Genomic DNA, 23,788 nt, shown 5'->3' with positions numbered 1-23,788 from the left:
ATCTTCATGAGTCTTCTAGGCGTGCGTCCGGCCTAGGCGTGCAGGGCGCCGTCCAGCACCGTGACGGCGTTCCCGGTGAGGTGAACGCGGTCGCCGTGCACGGCGGTGCGGACCAGCCCACCGCGCACCGATGCCTGCAGGCCGGTGAGCCCGTCGCGGCCCAGCCGCCCCGACCAGTACGGGGCGAGCGCGGTGTGGGCGCTGCCCGTGACGGGATCCTCAAGGATGCCCTCGGCCGGCGAGAAGAAGCGGGAGACGAAGTCGTACGCCGGGTCTGCCCCGGCCGGGGCGGTGATGATGACGCCGCGCAGCCCTTCTTGGCGCGTCAGGGCGGCTACCGCGTCCAGGTCGGGCGTCACGGCGCGGACGGCGGCCTCGTCGGGCAGAACCGTCAGCAGATCACCGAGCGCGCCGGTACGGAAGGTGGCCTCCGGCTCGGTCCCGAGTGCCTCGGCCAGTCCTTCCGGTACGGGCACTTCGGTGCCCGGAGCGGCCGGGAAGTCCAGCGTGATGCTGCCTTCGTCGTCGGCATGCGCGAGGAGGACGCCGCTCTCCCGGCTGCTGAAGCGCACGGTACCGACGAGTCCCCGCTCGGCGCGCAGCACATGCGCGGTGGCCAATGTGGCATGGCCGCACAGATTGGTCTCGCCGAGCGGGGCGAACCAGCGGATCGCCCAGTCGGCCTCGGCGGCGTCGGGCAGCGGGAGGGCGAAGGCGGTCTCCGAGTGGTTCAGTTCGGCCGCGACCTGCTGCATCCAGCTGTCTTCCGGCCACTTCCCGGCGGGCAGGAGACACACACCCGCCGGGTTCCCGGCGAACGGACGGTCGGTGAAGGCATCGACGATGTAGATACGCATGCCCGAACCGTAGCGATGCCAATCGAAGGCCCACCAAGTCCAATCCAGGACGAGTGGACCTTTTTGACAGTACGTGTCAGTCGGTGGACAGGGCTTCGAGCAAGTCCCCCACCTGCGGATCGGGCAGGGCCCGGGCCACGTCGGCCTGCGCCACGATGCCGACGAGGTCGTGGCCGTCGATCACGGGCAGCCGGCGGACCTTGTGCGAGGTCATCGTGCGCAGGATCTCGCCGGCGTCGTCGTCGGCGCCGATCGTCACCGCCTCGCCCTGCGCGAGTTCTCCCGCGGTGGTCCTGGCGGGGTCCTTGCCGGCCCCCAGGACCTTCACGACGATGTCGCGGTCGGTCAGCATGCCCTTGAGCTTATTGTCGGTCCCGCAGATCGGCAGGGCGCCCACGCCCAGCTCCGTCATCTTCCGGGCGGCGACCAGCACCGTCTCGTCCGCTCCGATGCACTCGGTGCCGGGGGTCATGATCTCTCTGGCAGTTGTCACGTGTCGTCTTCCCATCCTCGTGGCGAAGGGAGCCGCCCGGGGCTTCGCCACCCCGGGCCGGCTCCCTCACACTTCCTACGCCCGCCCACGGACAGCGGCCAACGCGCCACGGCGTCACCGGACCGGCGTGATCCGATTGCCCGGCCCGGTGCTCGGACCAGCGGCCGCGCACCGGGCGGGCGGGCCGCCCCTGGGGGCCGGGCGGGTGAAAGGCGAAGCGCGCCACTGGCAGAGGGGGTACCTCTGCGCGGACGAACGGTTGGTGCGCGAGGAAACGCGAGGAACCGCGAGGAAAGAGGAGTACATGCAGATCGGTTACAAGCTTGCCGCCGAGGCGTTCGGCCCGGCGGAGCTGGTGCGGCAGGCGGTGCTGGCGGAGGAGGCCGGCTTCGACTTCGTCGAGATCAGCGATCACTACCATCCCTGGCTCGACAACCAGGGCCACTCCCCGTTCGCGTGGACGGTGCTGGGCAGCATCGCGGCGAAGACCTCGCGGATCGGGCTGGCGACCGGCGTGACGTGCCCGACCGTGCGCTACCACCCCGCGATCATCGCCCAGGCGGCGGCGACCCTCGCCCTGCTGTCGGACGGCCGCTTCGTGCTCGGCGTCGGCTCCGGCGAGCGGCTAAACGAACACGTCACCGGCGTGGGCTTCCCCGACGCCGTCAGCACACGGCACGAGATGCTCAGGGAGGCCCTGGAGATCATCCGGCTGCTGTGGCGCGGCGGCTACCAGTCGTACGACGGCAAGCACCTGCGGCTGGAGGACGCCCGGGTGTTCGACCTCCCCGAGGAACTGCCGCTGATCGCGGTGGCCGCGAGCGGCCCGGCGTCGACGCGGATCGCCGCCGAGCTCGGTGACGGTCTGTTCGCCACCGAGGACAAGCCGGAGATCGTCCGGCAGTACCGCGACGCGGGCGGCAGCGGCCCGCACTACGTGGAGGTTCCGATGGCCTGGGCGCCCGACGAGCACGCCGCCGCGAAGGCCGTCCTGGAGACGTCACGCTGGGCTGTGACCGGGTGGAAGGTCATGAGCGAGCTGCCCAACCCGGTCAACTTCGAGGCGGCGACCACGACGGTGCGCGAGGAGGACATCCTGGAGAAGTTCGCGTGCGGCACGGACCCGGCCCGGTACGTCGAGGTGGCGCAGCAGTTCGTCGACGCGGGCTTCGACCGGCTGGTCATGCAGAACACGGGACCCGATCCGGACGGCTTCATCGACTTCTACCAGCGGGAACTCGCCGACCGTATCCTGCGGTTGAAGCCGAGCGGCGCACGCGCCTGAAGCCTGTGGAAACGGGTCCGCCCCGGCCCGCGTGACGCGGGCCGGGGCGGAACGTAAAGCGGGGTGTGACTGGAGCTGCCGCGTCAGGCGAGCGACGCGATGGCCTGGTTGAACGTCTTCGACGGGCGCATCACGGCCTCGGCCTTGGCCGCGTCGGGCCGGTAGTAGCCACCGATGTCGGCCGGCGATCCCTGCACCGCGATCAGCTCGTCGACGATGGTCTGCTCCTGCTCGGCCAGCGTCTTGGCGAGCCCGGCGAAGGCCTCCGCGAGCTGGGCGTCCTCGGTCTGCTTCGCCAGCTCCTGGGCCCAGTACAGCGCCAGGTAGAAGTGGCTGCCGCGGTTGTCGATGCCGCCGACGCGACGGCTCGGCGACTTGTCCTCCTCCAGGAAGGTCGCGGTCGCGCGGTCGAGGGTGTCGGCGAGCACCTGGGCGCGCGCGTTGTCCGTCGTCTGCGCGAGGTGCTCGAAGCTCACCGCGAGCGCGAGGAACTCACCCAGGCTGTCCCAGCGCAGGTAGTTCTCCTTGACGAGCTGCTGCACGTGCTTGGGCGCGGAGCCGCCGGCACCGGTCTCGAACAGGCCGCCGCCGTTCATGAGCGGGACGACCGACAGCATCTTCGCGCTCGTGCCGAGCTCGAGGATCGGGAACAGGTCGGTCAGGTAGTCACGCAGCACGTTGCCCGTGACGGAGATGGTGTCCTCGCCGCGGCGGATGCGCTCCAGGGAGAACGCGGTCGCCTCGACCGGCGACATGATCTCGATCTGGAGGCCCTCGGTGTCGTGCTCGGCGAGGTACGTCCTGACCTTGGCGATGAGCTGCGCGTCGTGCGCGCGGGTCTCGTCGAGCCAGAAGACGGCCGGGACGCCGGTCGCGCGGGCGCGGGTGACGGCCAGCTTGACCCAGTCCTGGATCGGCAGGTCCTTGGTCTGGCACATGCGGAAGATGTCGCCGGCGCCGACGGCCTGCTCCAGTACGGCGTTGCCGGCCGCGTCGACGACCCGGACCGTGCCCGTGGCCGGGATCTCGAAGGTCTTGTCGTGGCTGCCGTACTCCTCGGCCTTCTGGGCCATCAGGCCGACGTTCGGCACCGAGCCCATCGTGGACGGGTCGAACGCGCCGTTCGCGCGGCAGTCGTCGATGACGACCTGGTAGATGCCGGCGTAGCTGCTGTCCGGGAGGACCGCGAGGGTGTCGGCCTCCTGGCCGTCCGGGCCCCACATGTGACCGGAGGTACGGATCATCGCCGGCATGGAGGCGTCGACGATGACGTCGCTCGGTACGTGCAGGTTGGTGATGCCCTTGTCGGAGTCGACCATCGCGAGGGCCGGGCCCTCGGCGAGCTCGGCCTCGAACGACGCCCGGATCTCGGCGCCGAGGTGGGGCACCGAGTCCAGGCCCTTGAGGATGCCGCCGAGGCCGTCGTTGGGCGACAGACCGGCGGCGGCGAGCACCTCGCCGTACTTCGCGAACGTCTTCGGGAAGAAGGCGCGCACCACGTGGCCGAAGATGATCGGGTCGGAGACCTTCATCATCGTGGCCTTCAGGTGTACGGAGAACAGCACGCCCTCGGCCTTGGCGCGGGCGACCTGCGCGGTGAAGAACTCGCGCAGCGCCGCGACGCGCATGACGGCCGCGTCGACGACCTCGCCCGCCAGGACGGGCACCGACTCACGCAGGACGGTGGTGGTGCCGTCGTCCCCGACGAGCTCGATGCGCAGCGAGCCCGCGTCGGAGATGGCGGCGGACTTCTCGGTGGAGCGGAAGTCGTCGTTGTCCATGTGCGCGACGTTGGTCTTCGAGTCGGCCGTCCAGGCGCCCATGCGGTGCGGGTGCTTCCTGGCGTAGTTCTTGACCGACGCGGGGGCGCGGCGGTCGGAATTGCCCTCGCGCAGCACGGGGTTGACGGCGCTGCCCTTGACCTTGTCGTAGCGCGCGCGGACGTCCTTGTCCGCGTCGGTCTTCGGGTCGTCCGGGTAGTCCGGCAGCGCGTAGCCCTGCTGCTGGAGCTCGGCGATCGCGGCCTTCAGCTGCGGGATCGAGGCCGAGATGTTCGGAAGCTTGATGATGTTCGCGCCGGGCGTCTTCGCCAGCTCACCGAGCTCGGCGAGCGCGTCCTCGATGCGCTGGTTCTCCTGGAGGTACTCGGGGAAAACGGCGATGATGCGCCCCGCGAGCGAGATGTCGCGGCTCTCCACCGTGACCCCGGCCGTCGAGGCGTAGGCCTCGACCACAGGCAAGAACGAATACGTCGCCAGGGCCGGGGCCTCGTCGGTGTGTGTGTAGATGATGGTCGAGTCAGTCACCGGGTGCTCCGCTCCACGTCTGCAACATTGCTTGACATCAAGATATCTCTAGACCGTACCTCTCTCGACAGGGGCCGGTCAGCCCGCCAGAGCCTTCGATACGACGGCCTTGGCCTCCTCCTGGACACGGGAGAGGTGGTCCGGGCCGAGGAAGGACTCGGCGTACACCTTGTAGACGTCCTCGGTGCCCGACGGGCGGGCGGCGAACCAGGCGTTCTCGGTGGTGACCTTGATGCCGCCGATGGGAGCGCCGTTGCCGGGCGCCTCGGTCAGGACGGCGGCGACCGGCTCCCCGGCCAGGGTGCCTGCGGTGATCTGCTCGGGCGAGAGGCGTGCCAGTACCGCCTTCTCCTCGCGGGTCGCGGGGGCGTCGACGCGGGCGTAGGCGGGCTCGCCGAAGCGGGCGGTGAGCGCCGCGTAGTGCTCGGAGGGCGACTTTCCGGTGACCGCGAGGATCTCGGAGGCGAGCAGGGCCAGGATGATGCCGTCCTTGTCGGTGGTCCACACCGAGCCGTCGCGCCGCAGGAAGGAGGCCCCGGCCGATTCCTCCCCGCCGAAGCCGAGCGAGCCGCCGGCCAGCCCGTCCACGAACCACTTGAAGCCCACCGGTACTTCGACGAGCTCGCGGCCGAGACCGGCGGCGACCCGGTCGATCATTCCGGAGGACACCAGTGTCTTGCCGACACCGGCGTCGGCGGGCCACTGCTCGCGGTGGGCGTAGAGGTAGGAGATGGCGACGGCGAGGTAGTGGTTGGGGTTCATCAGACCTGCGTCGGGGGTGACGATGCCGTGCCGGTCGGCGTCGGCGTCGTTGCCCGTGGCGATCTGGAAGCGGCTGCGCCCCTCGATCAGGGAGGCCATCGCGTACGGCGACGAGCAGTCCATGCGGATCTTGCCGTCCCAGTCCAGCGTCATGAAGCGCCAGGTGGGGTCGGTCCGCGGGTTGATCACGGTCAGGTCGAGGCGGTGCTGCTCGGCGATGCGGCCCCAGTACGCGACGGACGCCCCGCCCAGGGGGTCGGCGCCGATGCGCACGCCCGCGGCGCGTACCGCGTCCAGGTCGAGGACGGACGGCAGGTCGGTGACGTACTTGTCCAGGAAGTCGTACCGCCCGGTGGTGGGCACGGCGAGGGCGCGGGCGTAGGGCAGGCGCCGTACGTCCTTCAGGCCGTCCGCGATGATCGCGTTGGCGCGGTCCTGGATCCATCCGGTCGCCTGCGAACCGGCGGGGCCGCCGCTGGGCGGGTTGTACTTGAAGCCGCCGTCCGCGGGCGGATTGTGTGAGGGGGTGACGACGACACCGTCGGCGAGGCCCGAGGTGCGGCCGCGGTTGTGGGCGAGGATGGCGTGGGACACCGCCGGGGTGGGGGTGTAGCCGTCGGCCGTGTCGATGAGCACGGTCACGTCGTTGGCGGCGAAGACCTCGACGGCCGTGACGCGGGCCGGCTCGGACAGGGCGTGGGTGTCGGCTCCGAGGAAGAGCGGGCCGTCGACGCCCTGTTGGCCGCGGTACTCGCAGATCGCCTGGCTGGTCGCGGCGATGTGGTCCTCGTTGAACGCGGTGGCCAGCGACGATCCACGGTGCCCGGACGTTCCGAACGCGACCCGCTGGCCCGGTTCCCGCGGATCCGGGTGCAGCGCGTAGTACGCGGTCACCAGCCGGGCCACATCGGTGAGATCGTCCGGTCCGGCCTGCTGTCCCGCTCGTTCGTGCGTCATCTGCCCACTCCTCCAGATCGTTGGTGCCGGTGTCGACGTCAGTCACCCGTGGGTACCACACGCGCCTTTCATTGTGGTGCCGCGTGGTGATTGACCAGGCTTTCCAAGTCATCCACGGCTGTTTCGACGGTCGGCAGAGCCAGACAGGCCAGGCGGGCCTGCTTCACTCGCCGCAGGACCGAGCCGTCGTCGAGCAGGCGGCGGCAGGTCGCCGCGATGCCGGACGGGGTGGGATCGGTGATCTCGCTGCCGATGCCCAGCTCCGTGACGCGCCGGGCGTTCATGGGCTGGTCGGCCGTCTGGGGCAGCACCGCCATGGGGGTCGCGGTGCTGATCGACTCCAGCACGCCGGTGTATCCGCCGTGGGTGAGGAACAGGTCGGCCGCTTCCAGCAGAAGCGGTTGCGGTACGTGGTCGACGACATGCACATGGGGCGCGGGATCGAGACCGGCGACGGTCACCCCGCTGGTGGACACCACGGCCGTGCAGTCGAGCCGTGACAGTGCCTCGGTCATGGACCGCAGTACGGTCGCCGGGTCCGGCTGCCCGGCCAGTGGCTGGTGCCCGTCCGGCGAGGGCGCGAAGAGCGGCAGTGCGCAGCCGGTACCGGCGTACACGAGTGGCCGGTCAATGGGAAGGCCGACCATCCAGCTGGGGAGTTTCGCGCGGGGATCAACGAAGGCCGGCTGACGGTACGCGTGCGCGGGCGGCAGATGCGGAGCGAAGGTGCAGGAGGGCGGCAGGTAGTCCAGGTGCCCGTGGGGCGTCAGGGACATCGGATCGTCCTGCGGCGGCAGACCGGCGGTGGAACGCCACTGGTTGAGGTGCGGCAGCAGAGCCGCCGGGTCGGTGAAACCCTTCGCACCGGACACCATCGCCACCTGCGGGATTCCCAGTTCCTCGGCCACGAGGCAGGCGCCGAGGTCCATCGCGTCACGCAGCAGCAGATCCGGCTTGAAGTCGTGGGCCGCCGCGTCCAGTGCCTCGATCTGACCGAGCAGGTGCGGACCCGCCAGTACGAGCGCCGCCGCGTCCGGGGACGCGGTACCGGTCCGCAGGAGCCCCACGGCGTCCCGCGTCTCCTCACCGGCCGTCACCGCCTCGCCGAACAGGTTCGGCAGGCACGCCGTGGCGGCGACGCCCTGGTCCAGGAAGAAACCGAGCAGGTGCTCCTCGGTGGCGACGTGCACTTCATGACCCGCGCCGGACAGCAGGCGCGCGAAGCGGAGGGCCTCGCGCGTGTGGGACGGGGAGAGAATCGCAGTACACAGGACGCGCATGCCAGAGATCACCGTTCGCCCGCTCGACAGCACTTTCCGGTCAAATCATCCTCTTGAGTGCGCCACGCCGGTGCGGTGACGCACCGATCGATGTGATCAACGGGTTGGGGTGGGGGACGTTCCGGTGATTCGATGTGACCTGTCCTCGTGCCAACAGGCGCTGGGGGGACCGGACATGTGTGGAGGTCGCGCGCGATGGTGGCGAGAGGACGTACGGCCCCGCCCACGCTCGAGGAAGTCGCCGCGTTCGCGGGTGTCGGGCGGGGCACGGTCTCCCGTGTTATCAACAACGCGCCCGGCGTGCGGGCCACGACCCGGCTGACGGTCGAGCGGGCGATCGCCGAGCTCGGTTACGTTCCCAATCAGGCCGCCCGCGCCCTGGCCGGCAGCCGCACCGGCGCGGTGGCGCTGGTGATCACGGAGACCGAGCGGCGGTTCTTCGCGGAGCCGTTCTTCTCCGACATCGTCCGCGCCGTCGGCGCCGCACTGGCCGACACCGAGATCCAGCTGCTGCTGACGCTGGTGCGCAGCGAGAAGGAACGGCAGCGGTTCGTCCAGTACGCGCGCGCCGGCCGGGTGGACGGGGTGCTGCTCGTGTCCGTGCACGGCAGCGATCCGCTCCCCGACCTGCTCGCGGAACTGGAAATGCCGACCGTCCTCAGTGGCCGGCGCTCCAGCGACGAGCCGGTGTCGTACGTCGACTCCGACAACGTCGGCGGCGCCCGGTCGGCGGTCCGCTACCTGGTCGACGCGGGGCGGCGTGCCATCGCCACGGTGACCGGCCCGCCGGACATGTACGTCGCGCAGTGCCGGCTGCGCGGCTACGAGGACGCGATGCGGAACGCCTTCGGTGAGGTGGAGGCGTCGTGGATCGCGCAGGGCGACTTCACCGAGGAGAGCGGGCGCCGGGCGACGGCCGAGCTCCTGGAGCGCCATCCGGAGCTGGACGCGGTGTTCGCCGCGTCGGACATCATGGCGGCGGGCGCCCTGCACACCCTGCGGGCGGCAGGCCGCCGGGTGCCGGAGGATGTGGCCCTGGTGGGTTTCGACGACTCCCCGCTCGCCCAGCACACCGATCCGCAGCTCACCACGGTCCGGCAGCCGGTGGAGGAGATGGGCCGCGCCATGGCACGCGTACTGCTGGAGGACATCGACGACCGCAGTGCGGCCTGTCGTCACGTCATCCTACGCACCGAACTGGTGCGGCGCGCCTCTGCCTGACGCGCGTCGCATTCGCCACGGCCGCGCAGCACGGTGACCGCCGCGCCGGATCCGTTCTTGTACGGGTTCAGTTGCGCCGGGGCCGGTGCGACTCGCCACTCCCCTCGCTCGGACACCATGCGCAGGGTGCCGGAGGCGCCACCGCCCTGCCAGCCGATCTCGACCGTACGCCGGTTGAGCGGGACCGCCCGTACCGTCTCGAACGGCACCGCGAGCAGGGGGTGGCAGATCCGGTGCGTACGGACATAGGTGTCCCGTGGCACCTGGCGCTGGGCTTGGCTGCTCCAGCCGTCCCAGGCCGCGGCCCAGTCACCGCCCGAGAGCAGCCCGAGGTGGTTCCGCGCGGCGGCCAGGGCAGCCTTGCGTGCCGGGGGTTTTACGTCGGGCGCCCCTCCGGTGGAGGCCGGGGCGCCGGCGGTGTCCTGGGCGCGGCCGACCAGCGCCACGGCGATCAGCGCCGCGATCAGCGAGGCCGGTCTCAGCAGGCGGGCGCGGAGGGCGCGCATATGAGTTCTCCCGTGCACGGGCCACGAGGGCCGGGGGCGTCCGGCCGCCCGCCCCTCGCGGCGTGGGTGGTCAGTTGGCGTAGCGGACGGTGCCGTACTTCTTGACCAGGTCGGTGTTGGAGGAGACGTTCAGGTCGGCGGTGAAGCGGATGGAGTCGCGTGTGGTCTCCAGGCTCACCGCGCCCTGGTCCGGCCCGCCGAGCTTGTACACCCAGGTGTGGCCGGGGTCGATGCCGCGCTGGGGCAGCGGCACGTCGTGGAATCCGAGGCGCACGATGTAGAACGACGTGCCGTCGCCCCGCTTGACTTCGACGAAGTCCTGCTGCGGGTGCCCGAACGTCTGGGAGGCGCCGTAGTGGTGCTGGTCCGAACCGGACGGAGCCCGGAAGATCAGTACACCGCAGTCGAGGTGGACCGGCTTGGCCGAGCGGTTGGTGAAGACCAGCTCGCGGAGGCCGTAACCAGTGGTGTTGTCGGCCCGCGCGCTGACGGAGAGCGGGACGTTCGAGGTGAAGGCCGCGGTCAGCGGCTCGTTGAGGATCGGCTTGGTGCCGGACAAGGGGTAACTGGGGCTGGTGTGACAGCGCTCGAGCGGGGTGGTGTACTGCGATGCTCCGCCGGTCGGCAGCTGCTGGGTGAAGCTGTCGGGGCCGCCGTTGACGGCGGTGGTCTGGCCGGCGGCGGCGGTGGCCGTCCGGGAGGTCGTCAACTGGACGGCGACGGTGGCGAGCACCAGTCGAGGGCGGCCAGGCCGGCCAGGGTCAGTTGTAACGCGGGTCTGCGCATGGGGATTTCCTCGTGTGCGGACAGGACGGACGGAGAGGAGCGGGGCATGTACGGGGAAGGCGTGGGGGGCGAGGGGCCCGGCCGGTCAAGCCTCATCAGCGCTTCGCCGGACGCCGCTCGGGGAAGTGTTTCGGGAGCGCTCCCAAATGGACGCCAACCCTCCCTCGCTTTCACTCTGCGGAGTTGACGCACCCTCGTCAATCGCTGGTGCGTGACGTGAACCGGCCAAGAAATCCGACCGCCCGCACACGTCCCACCACGACCGGAGCGCGACAGCTGTCCGGCCCCTGGTGCGCACCCTCGCGGCTCAGGCCGAACACCTGCCTGGCCGGCCGGCCACCGGAGGGCGGTCGGACCACGGGAGCCGCGCGGACCGATTCGGCTCGATGACCTCTCGCCGAGCAGCCGACAGGGTGCTACGCGCACAAGAGCCCACACCCAAATCCCTTGCGGCTCACGGCACTTGTCGCCGCGCTTGTCTCTCGGAATACTGGGAGCGCTCCCACCCCACCCGCACGCTTCTCACCGAAGGAGCCACATGAGACCGCTACCCCGCTGTGTCCGCTCCGTCCGCGCCGCCCTCATGACGATGCTGGTGGCCCTGGCGTCACTGGCCGCTCTCGTGACGACGGCAGGGCCCGCACAGGCCGACACCCTGATATGCGATCAGTTCGGTACCACCACCATCCAGGGCCGCTACGTGGTCCAGAACAACCGCTGGGGCACCAGCGCCACGCAGTGTGTCAACGCAACCGCGACCGGCTTCGAGCTCACGCGCGCCGACGGATCCGTACCGACGAACGGGGCGCCCAAGTCGTACCCCTCCGCCTACAACGGCTGCCACTACACGAACTGCTCCCCCGGGACCAGCCTGCCGATGCGGGTGAACTCGATCAGCAGCGCGCCGAGCAGCATCTCCTACGGGTACGTCAGCAACGCCGTCTACAACGCGTCCTACGACATCTGGCTCGACCCGACGCCCAAGACGGACGGCGTGAGCCAGACCGAGATCATGATCTGGTTCAACCGGGTGGGCCCCATCAATCCGATCGGCTCGAAGACCGGCACGGCCACAGTGGCCGGCCGCAGCTGGGAGATCTGGACCGGCAACAACGGCAGCAATGACGTGATCTCCTTTGTGGCGCCCTCGGCGATCGCGAGCTGGAGCTTCGACGTCATGGACTTCGTCGACCAGGCCGTGGCACGCGGGCTGGCACAGGAGTCGTGGTACGTCACGAGCGTGCAGGCCGGGTTCGAACCCTGGGAGAACGGGGCCGGCCTGAAGGTGGAGTCCTTCTCCTCCACCGTCAACGGCGACGGCGGCGGTCCGGGTCCGGGTGATCCCGGAACCCCGGCCGCCTGCCGTGTCACCTACGCCACGAACTCCTGGCCGGGCGGCTTCACCGCCAATGTGACCGTCACCAACGCGAGCGCGACGCCCGTCAACGGCTGGAGGGTGGCCTTCGGCCTTCCCGCCGGCCAGCGCGTCACCCACGCCTGGAACGCCGTCATCAGTCCGTCGTCCGGGACGGTGACGGCGACGAACACCGCCTCCAACGCCCAGATCGCGGCCAACGGCAGCCAGTCCTTCGGTTTCCAGGGGACGTACTCGGGCACCTTCGCCAAGCCGACGCAGTTCAGCCTCAATGGAACCGCGTGCGCGGTGGCCTAGAAACGGGCCTGTCCGTCCGGCCGGTACGGCGCCCGGCCGGACGGACAGGGGGCCAGTGCGCCAGGGGGCGATTCGAGTGCTCGGCTCGGGGGAACGCAAGTGTGGTCAAACCGAACCAAACAGGAGGCCGGCATGAAGGACGAGAGCCGCGAGGTGGAGAACCCCGTCACCAAGCACCCCCAGCCAAAGCTCCCTGACCAGGAACAGGCGCACCCCGGCTGGACGGGCCCGATGGACCCGCCGCCGGATCACGGCGAGGACTCCTATCGGGGAAGCGGGCTCTTGGAGGGCCTCGCCGCGGTGGTGACCGGAGGCGACTCGGGAATCGGCCGGGCGGTGTGTCTGGCCTTCGCGCGTGAGGGCGCCGACGTACTGCTCACTCACCTGCCGGAGGAGGAGAAAGAGGCCGCGGAGACCTCACGACTCGTCGAAGAGGCAGGCCGCAAGGCCGTCGCGGTGAGCTGTGACATCCGGGACGAGGAGCAGTGCCGTGCGCTCATTGAGCGCACTGTCGCGGAATTCGGCCGCATCGACATTCTGGTGAACAACGCCGCGTATCAGATGTCCCAGCCGGACGGCATCGGCGCCATCACGACCGAACAATTCGACCGGGTGATGAAGACCAATCTCTACGGCATGTTCTGGCTGTCGAAAATGGCTCTCCCCCACATTCCCGAGGGAGGATGCATCATCAACTCGTCCTCCGTTCAGGCGTACAAGCCCAGCCCGCATCTGCTCGATTACGCCATGACGAAATCGGCCATCGTGGCCTTCACTCAGGGGCTGGCGCAAATGGTCGCGTCCAGCGGAATTCGCGTCAACGCGGTCGCTCCCGGCCCGGTGTGGACGCCGCTGATTCCGGCGACCATGCCGGACACCACGGAGTTCGGAAAGCAGTCGCCTCTGGGCCGGCCCGCCCAGCCGGCCGAAATGGCCCCGGCGTATGTATTCCTCGCTTCCCCGCGGGCCAGCTACATCACGGCCGAGATTGTCAACGCCACCGGCGGCACGCCACTTCCGTAGAGCGACGCGCCCTGGGGCTCAGTTCGATTCACCGGATCCGGGTTCTGCCATTTTCCGGTGCGCGGCCGCCTTGACGCTGCCAGGGACGATCTTGCTGACGAGCCCCTGCGCCTTGGTCTTCACGGAACCGGCCACGATCTTCTTCCGGCCCGCCATCAACGCCTCGAAGCCCTGCCGGGCCACGTCCTGGGGGTCGTCCTTCTTCTGCCGCCCGACCTGGGTGTCCTCCATGCCGGCGCGGTGGAAGAAGTGCGTCTCCGTCGCGCCGGGCATGACTGAGGTGACCGTTACCCCGGTGTCCTTGAGTTCGTTCTGCAACGCCTGTGCGAACGACTGGATGAAGGACTTGGAGGCGTTGTACACGGCCTGGAAGGAGCCCGGCACGGTCGCGTCGATGGAGGAAGTGAACAGGAGCCGGCCCTCGTCACGAGCGACCATGTCCGGCAGCAGGCCCTTCGCCAGCCGCACGGTGGACGTGATGTTGAGGTCGATGACGCGCACCTCGTCGGCGAGGTCCGTGTCGAGGAAGGCCCCACCCTGCCCCACGCCGGCGTTGAGCGCGGCGGCGGCAACGGGTCGCCCGGTCGCCACAATGGCGCCGAGCAGTCGTTCGGCGCCTTCCGCTGTGGCCAGATCGGCCTTCACCCTGTGTACGTCGGCTCCATGGGCCCGCACTTCGTCCGCGGCAATTCCAAGACCGGAGTTTTCGGCGCACAGCACAAGGTCGAATCCATTTTCGGCAAATTGCTTGGCCAGCTCGAAACCGATTCCGCTGGAGGCACCGGTAACGACGGCCAGAGGCCTGGTTTCGTTCATGAGTGGCGAGTACCCGCGCAAGCCGCGATGTATCAATATGCCCCCGTTTGTCTTGTGCCGTGGACCATCGCCCGGCAGGCCCGGCACGCTCGTGCCACCACTCTCTCTACACGTCGAGTGCGGGCCAACACCCCCTCCACATGGGGAAGTTCGGGGAGATCGGCGCTCAAGTCAACCCACAGCAGGAGCAGTTCCGGAGGCGGTGCGCGCACTCGGCGCTGGTGGCGTTCCCGTGATGCGCACTTCCGGCCAGGAATGACCAGTGTGGGCGGTTTGCCTGAAAGGTCGTTGTGCGGTCGCCTCCCGTGATACGAGTCACGTCAGCAACGGAATGTGGTAGTTCCGTCGGCGTCAGTTCCCTTCCATGGAAAGAAAGTTGGCTTTGCCGCCCACGGACAGTGACGGGAGTTTCCCCGTTCTGATACGCCACACGATTGCGCTGCGGAATGCGGGGCTTGTTCTTCCACGCCCCTCTCGCTTAACGTCACCGTCAATCCGGGTGGACCGCCGAATCCTGCCGCCGTCCGGAATCCGCACCCACTCACACTCACGTACGGCAGGAGCGGGGGACCCAGGTAAGCCGCCGGTCCGGAACGAATCCGGAACGGCTTGGGGTGAAGTCGCACAGACCGCGCGACCGGGCATCTCCAGCCCGAACCCGACAGCTCACCTCGCAGGCGACGGAGAGGAATTCGTCATGCGCTCAAAGGGTAAGCACCGTCGTACCAAGGTCAGATCGCTCACTCGCGGCTTCATCGCCGTGGGTACGGGTGGCGCCGCACTGGCTCTGCCGCTGATCGGTGCGACCACGGCCGCCGCGGCACAGCCCGCCGCCGCCGAGAAGGCCGCGACCTCGGCCGCCGCCGCCCCGGCCGCCGCGAAGAAGGCCGGGCCCACGACCTATTCCGTGGTCGCCGGTGACTCGCTTTCCAAGATCGCGGACGCGCACTCCGTGAGCAGCTGGAAGAAGCTGTACCAGGACAACCGGGAAGTCATCGGTGGCGACCCGTCGCTGATCCACCCCGGTCTCAAGCTGACGATCGGCGCGAAGGCCGAGCCCAAGGCCAAGCCCAAGGCGAAGGCCACCCCGGCGTCCGAGCGGGCCGACCGCTCCGAGACCCGCGCCGCCGTCGCCAAGACGACGACGTACACGAACGACCTGGACGGCTGGATCAAGGAGTCGCTGGCCATCATGGCCAAGCACGGCATCCCCGGCACGTACGAGGGCATCCACCGCAACATCATGCGGGAGTCCTCGGGCAACCCGATGGCCATCAACAACTGGGACTCCAACGCCGTGGCCGGCACGCCGTCCAAGGGGCTCCTCCAGGTCATCCAGCCGACCTTCGCGGCCTACCACGTGCCCGGTACGTCGATGGACAGCTACGACCCCGTCGCCAACATCACCGCCGCGTGCAATTACGCCGCGGACCGGTACGGCTCGATCGACAACGTGAACGGCCCGTACTAAACCGGCATTGACGAGTCACGGCCTGTCTGCTCCAGCAGGGCCCCTGAGGGCGCCTCGCCGGAGCAGGCAGGCCGGTCGTCGTACACGGGACACAGGTGCCCCCAAAAAGCCGCGTAATGCTAAAAATGGGGCATGAGCGGACGTCCCGGACGACCCAGGGGTGTCGGGCCACCGCGCTCGTCCCGGCCAGGAGTGCGTTCCCGGCTGAAGGTGCGCAGCGCCGCCGGCCAGGTGCTCTTCCTCCAGATCGTGGTCGCGGTGCTGCTGATCACCGCCGCGGTGGTCGCGCTCGCGTTCCAGACACGCCAGGACAGCGAGCGCGACGCCCGTAACCGCTCGCTCGCCGCCGCTGAGGCCTTCGCGGACGCCCCGGGCACCGTCGAGGCCCTGCGGTCCCCCGATCCCACCGCCGCGCTGCGCGCCCACGTCAACGCGGCCCAGCACGGGGCGGGAGTGGATTTCATGGCGGTGATGGCACCGGACGGCACCCGGCACGCCGACACCGATCCGGCGCTGATCGGCAGGCGCGCCGAGGGCGTGGAACGCGCCACGGCCGGGACAGCCTTCACGGAGATCTTCAAGGGCGCCCCGAACGACGCGGCCCGGGCCGTCGTCCCCGTCACCGACGCCGACGGCTCCGTCGTCGGCCTGGTCACCGCCGGTGTCACGGTCGAGAACGTCGGGGACGCGGTCAACCGCCATCTGCCGATGCTCCTCGCCTCCGCCGCCGGCGCGCTGATCCTCGCCACGGGCAGCTCCGTGCTGGTGAGCAGGAGGCTGCGGCGGCAGACGCACGGGCTCGGCCCCACCGAGATGACCCGAATGTACGAGCACCACGACGCGGTTTTGCACGCTGTCCGGGAAGGCGTGCTCATCATCGCGGACGACGGCCGGCTGACCCTGGTCAACGACGAGGCACGCAGGCTCCTCGAACTGCCCGCCGGCGCGGAGGGACGGCACGTCACCGGCCTGGGCCTCGACGCCCCCATCGCGCAGCTGCTGGCCTCGGGCCGCGCCGTGACCGACGAGGTCCACCTGGCCGGTGACCGGCTGCTGGCCGTCAACACACGGCCCACCGCCCCGTACGGCGGTCCCCCCGGCACTGCCGCGACACTCCGCGACACCACCGAGCTGCTCGCGCTGTCCGGCGCGGCCGAGGTGGCCCGCGAGCGCCTGAAGCTGCTGTACGAGGCCGGAGTGCGGATCGGGACCACGCTGGACGTGGTGCGTACCGCCGAGGAGCTGTCCGAGGTCGCGGTCCCCCGGTTCGCGGACTTCGCCACGGTGGAGCTGCTGGACCCCGTCCTGCGCGGTGAGGAGCCGACGGGCGCCCACACCGAGATGCGCCGCGCCGCCGTGAGCGGCGGCAGCGAGGACCGCCCCTTCCAGCCGGTGGGCGACCTGATCAGATTCGTCGTCCCCACGACGCCGATGGCGGCGGCTCTCGCCAGCGGCCATGCGGTGCTGGAGGCCGACCTGACGGTCGCCCACGGCTGGCGGTCCCAGGACCCCGTAGGGGCCGACCGCGCCCTTGAGTACGGCATCCGCTCCCTGGTGTCGGTGCCGTTGCAGGCACGTGGTGTCGTGCTCGGCATGGCCAACTTCTGGCGCTCGGAGTCCACCGAACGTTTCGGGGAGGAAGACCTGGCCTTCGCCGAGGAGCTCGCCGCCCGCGCCGCGGTCGCCATCGACAACGCCCGTCGCTTCACCCGCGAACACGCCATGGCCGTGACCCTCCAGCGCAGTCTGCTGCCCCGCGTCCTGCCCGAGCAGGACGCCCTGGATGTCGCGTACCGCTATCTGCCCGCGCAGGCCGGGGTGGGCGGCGACTGGTTCGACGTCATCACCCTGCCGGGGGCGCGGGTCGCTCTGGTCGTCGGCGACGTCGTCGGCCACGGCCTGCACGCCGCCGCCACCATGGGCCGGCTGCGCACCGCGGTCCACAACTTCTCCGCTCTCGACCTGTCGCCGGACGAGCTGCTGGGCCATCTGGACGAGCTGGTCTCCCGCATCGACGAGGAGGAAGGGGACGACGGCGGTGACGGCATCGCGGGCGCCACCTGCCTGTACGCCATCTACGATCCGGTCTCCGGCCTGTGCACCATGGCCACGGCGGGACACTTCGCCCCCGCGCTGGCGCACCCGGACGGCACAGTGGACTTTCTGGAGATGCCGGTCTTCCCGCCCCTGGGTCTCCACGGCCTGCCTTTCGAGACCGCCGAAGTGCGGCTGCCCGAGGGCAGTCGGCTCGTCCTCTACACCGACGGCCTCATCGAGCACCGCGACCGCGACATCGACACCGGTCTGCGCCTCCTGCGCCACACGCTGGAGGACCCGGCGAATCCGTCGCCCGAGGAGACCTGCCAGGCCGTGTTCAGTGCGATGCTGCCCCCGCACCGCAGCGACGACATCGCGCTGCTGGTGGCCCGTACCCATCTGCTGGACCCCGCCCGGGTCGCCGACTGGGACGTCCCCTCCGATCCCGCGGCCGTCGCTCCGGTCCGCGCCGCGTGCGGCCGTCAGCTGGAGACGTGGGGGCTCGGGGAGATCGGGTTCTCGACGGAGCTCATGCTGAGCGAGCTGATCACCAACGCGATCCGTTACGGCTCCGAGCCGATCCATGTGCGGCTGATGTACGAACGCGGTCTGATCTGCGAGGTGTCCGACGGCAGCAGCACCGCCCCGCACCTGCGACGTGCGGCCACGACGGACGAGGGCGGGCGCGGTCTGTTCCTGGTCTCCCAGTTCGCCGGACGGTGGGGAACGAGATACACGCCGACCGGCAAGGTCATGTGGATCGAACAGTCCCTGACCGACGGTCAGCAGCCCGCGCCCGAGCCGGATCTGGACGATCTGTCCTGGTTGCCCGGCGAACCGTTGTGACGGATGCCGGGACGGACCGTGCCCCGTGCGGCGGGCGGGAGGGCGAACGGCATACTTGCCGACCGGGCGCGATCATTTCCGACACACCAGGAGCAGCAATGGCTGACCGGATCGCCACCGAGAAGACGACTTTCAAGACGGTCTTCGAGGTGGGGTCGTCTTTCATGGACCGGGCACGGAGCATCGAGGCGGGGTTCCAGCACGCGATCGCCCCGGCGACCGTGGACTTCGACTTCGGTGAGATCAGTCGGGCGGCGAGCGGCATCCCCGGCTGCTCGACCGTAAAGATCATCCGTGGCTGGGGTCTGCAGGAAACCGCCCCCGTCAGCGTCATGGTCCTCTCCCTGAAGGAGGCTGTACGCCAGGCTCTTCCGCTCCCGTGCGCCAACCGCGTCTTCTGGGACAAGGCCGAGCAGGCGCTCACCGAAGCCTTTGTGGACCTGGGCCGGCAGGAGGGCACGCATCTCTCCTTCTACCGGGAGGAGGCGGACCGTACGAGCTACTACTACAACCTGCTGTTCGCGCTCCAGGACGAGGAGACCGGGGACTCCGTCTACGCCATCGCCTTCTGCGCCAATGTGACCGTCGCGCTGGGCTCGGAGGACGTCCGGTCCCTGACCGTCGCGGACACCACGCGCTACACGATCCGCCTCAACGCGATCACTGTGCGGCAGGAGGTGCCGTCCGCGGCCTGACCGGCGAAGCCGCCGCGTCTCACCCTTCGCCGGGGTGCGGCGCGGCGCGTTCCACCAGCACGCTCAACGGCGCCCGGAAGGACAGCAGCCCCAGCATCTCCGGAGCCGGGGAGGTGTCCGCGAGCCGCAGCCCGGGCAGCCGGGCCGCGGTCATCCGCAGCATCACGCCGGCCTCCGTCCTGGCCAGTTCGGCGCCGGAGCACCGGTGCCGGCCCACGCCGAAGGACAGATGCCTGCGACGGTTCGACCGGTGGGGACACAGCTCCTCGGGGTTCTCGAACACGTCGGGGTCCGAGCCGGTGGAGGCCAGCATCAGCAGCAGCGGCGCCCCCGCCGGGATGTCCACGCCGCGGACGGTGACCGGCCGGCCGGTGACCCTGCGCCATGTGGTGATCGGGGGCTCCCGCCGCAGCATCTCCTCGGTCCAGGGCTCGACGCTGCCCGGCTCCTCGGCGAAGCGCCGCCACAGGGCGGGTTCGCCGAGTGCGCGCCGGTACATGATGCTCATCATCTGCCTGGTGGTCGCCTGACCGGCGATGAGCATGAAGTAGAGCACCGCGGCGGACTCGGCCACGCCCAGCGGCTCGCCGTCCGGCAGCCGGTGCGCCGCCAGTGCGCCGAGCAGGGTGTCCGCCGCGGGGCCGGGCTCGGTCACGAGGTCCCTGAGCCAGGAGTAGAAGTCGGCCGCTTCCCCTGCCAGCTCGCGTTGCCGGCCGGCGTCCGGCCGCCCCCAGAACAGCTCCAGCGAGGCGTCGCTCCACCGCGCCAGGGTGTCGATGCCGACGTCAGCGGCCTGTTCGAGGCCGAGGATCCGCAGCAGCACCCGCAACGGAACGTCGCGGGCGAGCGTGGTGGCGAGGTCGCACACACCGTCGGCGTCGAGCCGTTCCTCCAGCTGGGCCAGGCACTCGCCGGTCACCTGCTCGATCATCGGCACAGCCGCGGTGACGGCCCGGGCGCCGAGCAGCCCGGTCATGATGCGCCGGTATCCGGCGTGGCTCTCGCCGCCGTTGCTGGCGAGGGTGGGCGGCAGGGCGAACCTGGCCCTGGCGAGGACGCGCAGGGTCGGCACCGAGAAGCGGCCGATGGCGTCCATCGCGTTGTCCGGCAGGAAGGTGTCCGTGTCGAGCAGGATCGCCCGTACGTCGTCGTACCGGCTCACCAGCCACAGTCCGGTGTCCGGTTCGTAGTGCACCGGCGCGTTCTCCCGAAGACCGTCCCAGACCGGAAAGGGGTCGAGCACGTACCCCTGGTCGAAAAGATCCACAGCGCTCATGGGTATGGCCATGACGGAACCCCACCCCCTTCCTCGCGTCAGTCCTGGTCAGCCACCTTCCGGGCCGCACCATATCGCCTGCCGGATCCTCCCGCGCCGCCGGGCGGCGCAGCCCGCCCACCGTGCGTTCAGCCCTGCGATTTGTCCGGCCCGTGGGGTACGACGTGCTCGCCCGGCGTCGCGAGCTCCGCGACCGCGTCGGCGCCGACCACCGCGCCGGTGGATTTCTTGCCGCGCCGCAGTCTGCCCTCCAGCCAACTCGCGAACGTGGTGAGCGCGAAGTTCAGCAGGACGAAGATCACGGCGACCACGGTGAAGCTGGCGATGGTGTTCGCGCCGTAGTTCGCGCTCATCGGGCGGACCGATGCCAGCAGTTCGGAGAAGCCGAGCAGCGCCCCGCCGAGCGCGGTGTCCTTCACGATGACCACGAGCTGGCTGACGAGCGCGGGCAGCATCGCGGTGACCGACTGCGGCAGCAGGACGTACCGCATCATCTGGCCCTTGCGCATGCCGATCGCCTTGGCGGCGTCGGTCTGCCCGGCCGGCAGGGACAGGATTCCGGCCCGCACCACCTCGGCGAGTACCGAGGCGTTGTAGAGGACGAGGCCGGTGACCACGGCGTACAACGGCCGGTTTTCGGGACTGACGTCGGTGAACTCGGCGTACGCCGCGTTGGCGAAGAGCATCAGGATCAGCACCGGGATGGCGCGGAAGAACTCCACGACCGTTCCGGCCACGCCCCGCACCCACCAGTAGTCGGAGAGCCGGGCGATACCGAAGAGCGCTCCGAGGGGCAGCGCGATGACCATGGCGAGGGCGGCGCCGATGAGCGTGTTCTCAAGACCCGGCAGGATGTACGTCGTCCACGCCCGGGAGTCGGTGAAGAACGGCTCCCACTTGACCCACTCCAGCTGTTTCTTCTCGGCGAGGCTCAGCCCCACCCACCAGACCAGCGCGGCGAGCGCGACCAGGAACACGACCGTGAACAGGACATTGCGCCGCTTGGCGCGGGGCCCCGGTACGTCGTACAGAACGGAGGTCATCGCCTCACCGCCACCTTCTTGCTCACCCAGCCGAGGAAGAGCCCGGTCGGGAGGGTGAGACAGATGAATCCGAGCGCGAAGATCGCCGAGATGAGAATGAGCTGCGCCTCGTTCTCGATCATTTCCCGCATCAGCGTCGCGGCCTCGGCGACACCGATCGCGGCAGCCACCGTGGTGTTCTTGGTCAGGGCGATCAGTACGTTCGCGAGCGGGCCCACCACGGAACGGAAGGCCTGCGGAAGGACGATGAGCGACAGCACCTGGGGGAAGCTCAGGCCGATGGCGCGCGCCGCCTCCGACTGGCCGACGGGCACCGTGTTGATGCCGGAGCGCAGCGCCTCGCAGACGAACGCGGAGGTGTAGGCGATCATGCCGAGCACGGCGAGCCTGAAGTTGATGGTCTTGAAGTCGTCGGCGCCGAGACTGACGCCGAGCGTCTGGAAGAGGCCCAGCGAGGTGAAGACGATGATCACCGTCAGCGGGATGTTCCGCACCACGTTGACGTAGCCGGCGCCGAAGCCGCGCATCAGGGGGACCGGGCTGGCCCGCATGGCGGCCAGGAGCGTTCCCCAGATGAGGGAGCCGATGGCCGAGTAGACGGTGAGCTGGACCGTCACCCAGAAGGCTCCCAGCAGATCGTAACCTTCAAGAAAGTCGAACACGATCTCCCGCACTTCCGCAGGGGTCAAGGGCGTGGCGCGCCACAGCGTGGTGCGGCGCGCCGGTCAGTGATCCGCTTCAGCGGACGATGTTGCCGATCTCCGGAGCGGGCTCGTTCTTGTAGTTGGCCGGGCCGAAGTTCTTCTTGACGTACTCCTCCCAGGAGCCGTCCGACACCATCCTCTCCAGGGCGGTGTTGATCCTTTCCTTGAGGTCGCTGCCCTTCTGTACGCCGATGCCGTAGTTCTCGTTGCTCAGCTTGAAGCCGCCCAGCTTGAACTTGCCCTGGTGCTCCTTCTGGGAGGCGTAACCAGCGAGGATCGAGTCGTCGGTCGTCACGGCGTCGATGACCTTGTTCTCCAGGCCGGTCAGGCACTCCGAATAGCCGCCGTACTCCTGCAGCTGGGCTCTCGGCGCGAGCTTCGTCTTCACGTTCTGCGCGGAGGTGGACCCGGTGACCGAGCAGAGCTTCTTGTTGTTCAGGTCCTCGGGCTTCTTGATGGTGTTGTCGTCCGCGCGTACGAGGATGTCCTGGTGGGCCAGGAGGTAGGGACCGGCGAAGTCAACCTTCTTCTGCCGCTCCTCGTTGATCGAGTAGGTGGCCGCGATGAAGTCGACATCGCCACGCTCCAGGAGCGTCTCGCGGTCGGCGCTCTTGGCTTCCTTCCACTCGATGTCGCCCGGCTCGTGGCCGAGCTCCTTGGCGATGTAGGTGGCCACGTCGACGTCGAAACCCGTGTACTTGCCGTCCGGGGTCTGCAGGCCCAGGCCCGGCTGGTCGAACTTGATGCCGACGGTGATCTTGTTGCCGCCACTGCCCGAACCGCTCTCGTCGCCGTCGTCGGAACCACAGCCCGCGGCGGTCAGAGACAGTGCGAGCGCGGTGGCCGCCGCGGCAGTGACCTTGAGCATCTTCATGGTGATCATCCCTGGGGATTGATGTGGGGGGAGTTTGTGGGGAGGGTTTGCGGGAGCCCGCTGAGGCCTCAGTGGTGAAGGATCTTCGACAGGAAGTCCTTGGCCCGGTCGCTGCGCGGGTTGGTGAAGAACTGGTCGGGCGTCGTCTCTTCCACGATCCTGCCGTCCGCCATGAAGACCACACGGTTGGCGGCCGAACGGGCGAAGCCCATCTCGTGGGTGACGACGACCATCGTCATGCCGTCACGGGCGAGCTGCTGCATCACCTCCAGCACCTCGTTGATCATCTCGGGGTCGAGCGCCGAGGTCGGCTCGTCGAAGAGCATGACCTTCGGTTCCATGGCCAGCGCGCGGGCGATCGCCACGCGCTGCTGCTGACCGCCGGAGAGCTGCGCGGGGTATTTGTCCGCCTGGGTGGTCACGCCCACCCGTTCGAGGAGCGAGCGCGCCCGGTCCTCGGCTTCCTTCTTGTCCTTCTTACGGACCTTGATCTGGCCCAGCATCACGTTCTGGAGCACGGTCATGTGGGCGAAGAGATTGAAGGACTGGAAGACCATGCCCACGTCGGCCCGCAGCGCGGCCAGCTCCCGGCCCTCGGCCGGCAGCGGCCTGCCGTCGATGGCGATCTCACCGGAGTCGATGGCCTCCAGCCGGTTGATGGCGCGGCACAGCGTGGACTTGCCCGACCCGGACGGCCCGATGACGACGACGACCTCGCCACGGGAGATGGTCAGGTTGATGTCCTGGAGCACGTGCAGCGCGCCGAAGTGCTTGTTGACGCCTTTCAGCACGACGAGGGCGTCGTTCGTGCCCGGCGTCGGGTGTCCCTTGGTCACAGCTACTCCGCTCATCGGCTTCATACTCCGTCCGACTCCGGC

The 23,788-nt window shown here is 69.4% G+C and carries 20 protein-coding genes and 1 riboswitch; of the genes, 7 read left to right on the top strand and 13 right to left on the bottom strand.

Annotation, left to right across the window (positions count from 1 at the left end; genetic code table 11):
- Nucleotides 1-32 precede the first annotated feature (32 nt).
- On the bottom strand, nucleotides 33-857 hold the full coding sequence (locus J7E91_RS24005; protein ID WP_214908158.1) for a PhzF family phenazine biosynthesis protein: 825 nt from the start codon (nucleotides 855-857) through the stop codon (nucleotides 33-35).
- A 76-nt stretch (nucleotides 858-933) separates the two neighbouring features.
- Complete coding sequence (locus tag J7E91_RS24000; RefSeq protein WP_214908156.1) at nucleotides 934-1,350, bottom strand: CBS domain-containing protein; 417 nt, start codon at nucleotides 1,348-1,350, stop codon at nucleotides 934-936.
- A gap of 304 nt (nucleotides 1,351-1,654) precedes the next feature.
- Here J7E91_RS24000 and J7E91_RS23995 point away from each other — a divergent pair, with 304 nt between their 5' ends.
- Complete coding sequence (locus J7E91_RS23995; RefSeq protein ID WP_214908154.1) at nucleotides 1,655-2,635, top strand: TIGR03557 family F420-dependent LLM class oxidoreductase; 981 nt, start codon at nucleotides 1,655-1,657, stop codon at nucleotides 2,633-2,635.
- Between the two features lie 83 nt (nucleotides 2,636-2,718).
- Here J7E91_RS23995 and J7E91_RS23990 read toward each other — a convergent pair whose 3' ends face one another.
- The 3 genes from J7E91_RS23990 to J7E91_RS23980 all read right to left on the bottom strand — a co-directional run bounded on the left by J7E91_RS23990 (nucleotide 2,719) and on the right by J7E91_RS23980 (nucleotide 7,940).
- Nucleotides 2,719-4,941 carry an NADP-dependent isocitrate dehydrogenase gene (locus J7E91_RS23990; protein WP_214908152.1) on the bottom strand — a complete coding sequence of 741 codons (2,223 nt, stop codon included), beginning with the start codon at nucleotides 4,939-4,941 and terminating at the stop codon, nucleotides 2,719-2,721.
- A 78-nt stretch (nucleotides 4,942-5,019) separates the two neighbouring features.
- Nucleotides 5,020-6,660, bottom strand: coding sequence for a phosphoglucomutase (alpha-D-glucose-1,6-bisphosphate-dependent) (gene pgm / locus J7E91_RS23985; RefSeq protein ID WP_214908150.1), 1,641 nt, complete (start codon nucleotides 6,658-6,660; stop codon nucleotides 5,020-5,022).
- Between the two features lie 68 nt (nucleotides 6,661-6,728).
- Nucleotides 6,729-7,940, bottom strand: a complete 1,212-nt coding sequence (locus J7E91_RS23980; RefSeq protein ID WP_214908148.1) for a glycosyltransferase — start codon at nucleotides 7,938-7,940, stop codon at nucleotides 6,729-6,731.
- A 195-nt stretch (nucleotides 7,941-8,135) separates the two neighbouring features.
- Between J7E91_RS23980 and J7E91_RS23975 the strand changes: the two genes are divergently transcribed.
- Complete coding sequence (locus J7E91_RS23975) at nucleotides 8,136-9,161, top strand: LacI family DNA-binding transcriptional regulator (protein WP_214908146.1); 1,026 nt, start codon at nucleotides 8,136-8,138, stop codon at nucleotides 9,159-9,161.
- Here J7E91_RS23975 and J7E91_RS23970 read toward each other — a convergent pair.
- Nucleotides 9,116-9,667 (bottom strand): hypothetical protein, encoded by a 552-nt coding sequence (locus tag J7E91_RS23970; RefSeq protein ID WP_214908144.1) that lies wholly within the window; start codon nucleotides 9,665-9,667, stop codon nucleotides 9,116-9,118. The genes J7E91_RS23975 and J7E91_RS23970 overlap by 46 nt on opposite strands.
- A 70-nt stretch (nucleotides 9,668-9,737) precedes the next feature.
- Complete coding sequence (locus J7E91_RS23965) at nucleotides 9,738-10,400, bottom strand: hypothetical protein (protein ID WP_214908142.1); 663 nt, start codon at nucleotides 10,398-10,400, stop codon at nucleotides 9,738-9,740.
- Nucleotides 10,401-10,991: 591 nt separating this feature from the next.
- Between J7E91_RS23965 and J7E91_RS23960 the strand changes: the two genes are divergently transcribed.
- Complete coding sequence (locus J7E91_RS23960) at nucleotides 10,992-12,125, top strand: cellulose binding domain-containing protein (RefSeq protein WP_214908140.1); 1,134 nt, start codon at nucleotides 10,992-10,994, stop codon at nucleotides 12,123-12,125.
- Nucleotides 12,126-12,278: 153 nt separating this feature from the next.
- Complete coding sequence (locus J7E91_RS23955) at nucleotides 12,279-13,148, top strand: SDR family oxidoreductase (protein WP_374224772.1); 870 nt, start codon at nucleotides 12,279-12,281, stop codon at nucleotides 13,146-13,148.
- A gap of 18 nt (nucleotides 13,149-13,166) precedes the next feature.
- Here J7E91_RS23955 and J7E91_RS23950 read toward each other — a convergent pair whose 3' ends face one another.
- Nucleotides 13,167-13,964: an SDR family oxidoreductase gene (locus J7E91_RS23950; RefSeq protein ID WP_214908206.1), complete on the bottom strand. Its 798-nt coding sequence runs from the start codon at nucleotides 13,962-13,964 to the stop codon at nucleotides 13,167-13,169.
- 528 nt (nucleotides 13,965-14,492) lie between these two features.
- Nucleotides 14,493-14,657: riboswitch (cyclic di-AMP (ydaO/yuaA leader) on the top strand.
- Nucleotides 14,658-14,661: 4 nt separating this feature from the next.
- Between J7E91_RS23950 and J7E91_RS23945 the strand changes: the two genes are divergently transcribed.
- From J7E91_RS23945 to J7E91_RS23935, 3 genes are all read left to right on the top strand, one after another.
- A complete protein-coding gene (locus J7E91_RS23945) occupies nucleotides 14,662-15,435 on the top strand; it encodes a LysM peptidoglycan-binding domain-containing protein (RefSeq protein ID WP_214908136.1) in 774 nt (257 codons plus the stop codon).
- A 132-nt stretch (nucleotides 15,436-15,567) separates the two neighbouring features.
- Nucleotides 15,568-18,318, top strand: a complete 2,751-nt coding sequence (locus J7E91_RS23940) for a SpoIIE family protein phosphatase (protein ID WP_214908134.1) — start codon at nucleotides 15,568-15,570, stop codon at nucleotides 18,316-18,318.
- Nucleotides 18,319-18,416: 98 nt separating this feature from the next.
- Nucleotides 18,417-19,013, top strand: coding sequence for a Type-2Aa cytolytic delta-endotoxin (locus tag J7E91_RS23935; RefSeq protein WP_214908133.1), 597 nt, complete (start codon nucleotides 18,417-18,419; stop codon nucleotides 19,011-19,013).
- A gap of 19 nt (nucleotides 19,014-19,032) precedes the next feature.
- On the opposite strand, the gene J7E91_RS23930 is transcribed toward J7E91_RS23935, so the two are convergent.
- The 5 genes from J7E91_RS23930 to J7E91_RS23910 form a co-directional block, all read right to left on the bottom strand.
- Nucleotides 19,033-20,289, bottom strand: coding sequence for a cytochrome P450 (locus J7E91_RS23930; protein WP_251016123.1), 1,257 nt, complete (start codon nucleotides 20,287-20,289; stop codon nucleotides 19,033-19,035).
- A 128-nt stretch (nucleotides 20,290-20,417) separates the two neighbouring features.
- Entirely contained in the window at nucleotides 20,418-21,332 is a 915-nt protein-coding gene (locus tag J7E91_RS23925; RefSeq protein ID WP_214908131.1) for an amino acid ABC transporter permease, read from the bottom strand.
- Nucleotides 21,329-21,994 carry an amino acid ABC transporter permease gene (locus J7E91_RS23920; RefSeq protein ID WP_214908129.1) on the bottom strand — a complete coding sequence of 222 codons (666 nt, stop codon included), beginning with the start codon at nucleotides 21,992-21,994 and terminating at the stop codon, nucleotides 21,329-21,331. Before J7E91_RS23920 ends, J7E91_RS23925 begins: the two co-directional genes overlap by 4 nt.
- Nucleotides 21,995-22,070: 76 nt before the next feature.
- Nucleotides 22,071-22,910 (bottom strand): glutamate ABC transporter substrate-binding protein, encoded by an 840-nt coding sequence (locus J7E91_RS23915; protein ID WP_214908127.1) that lies wholly within the window; start codon nucleotides 22,908-22,910, stop codon nucleotides 22,071-22,073.
- Nucleotides 22,911-22,978: 68 nt separating this feature from the next.
- Nucleotides 22,979-23,761, bottom strand: a complete 783-nt coding sequence (locus tag J7E91_RS23910) for an amino acid ABC transporter ATP-binding protein (RefSeq protein ID WP_214908125.1) — start codon at nucleotides 23,759-23,761, stop codon at nucleotides 22,979-22,981.
- Nucleotides 23,762-23,788: the final 27 nt, after the last annotated feature.

The organism is Streptomyces sp. ISL-99, from assembly GCF_018614005.1.
Taxonomy (GTDB): domain Bacteria; phylum Actinomycetota; class Actinomycetes; order Streptomycetales; family Streptomycetaceae; genus Streptomyces; species Streptomyces flavidovirens.
Note: the sequence above shows the minus strand (reverse complement) of the source record. Positions and strands in the feature narration are given on the sequence as shown.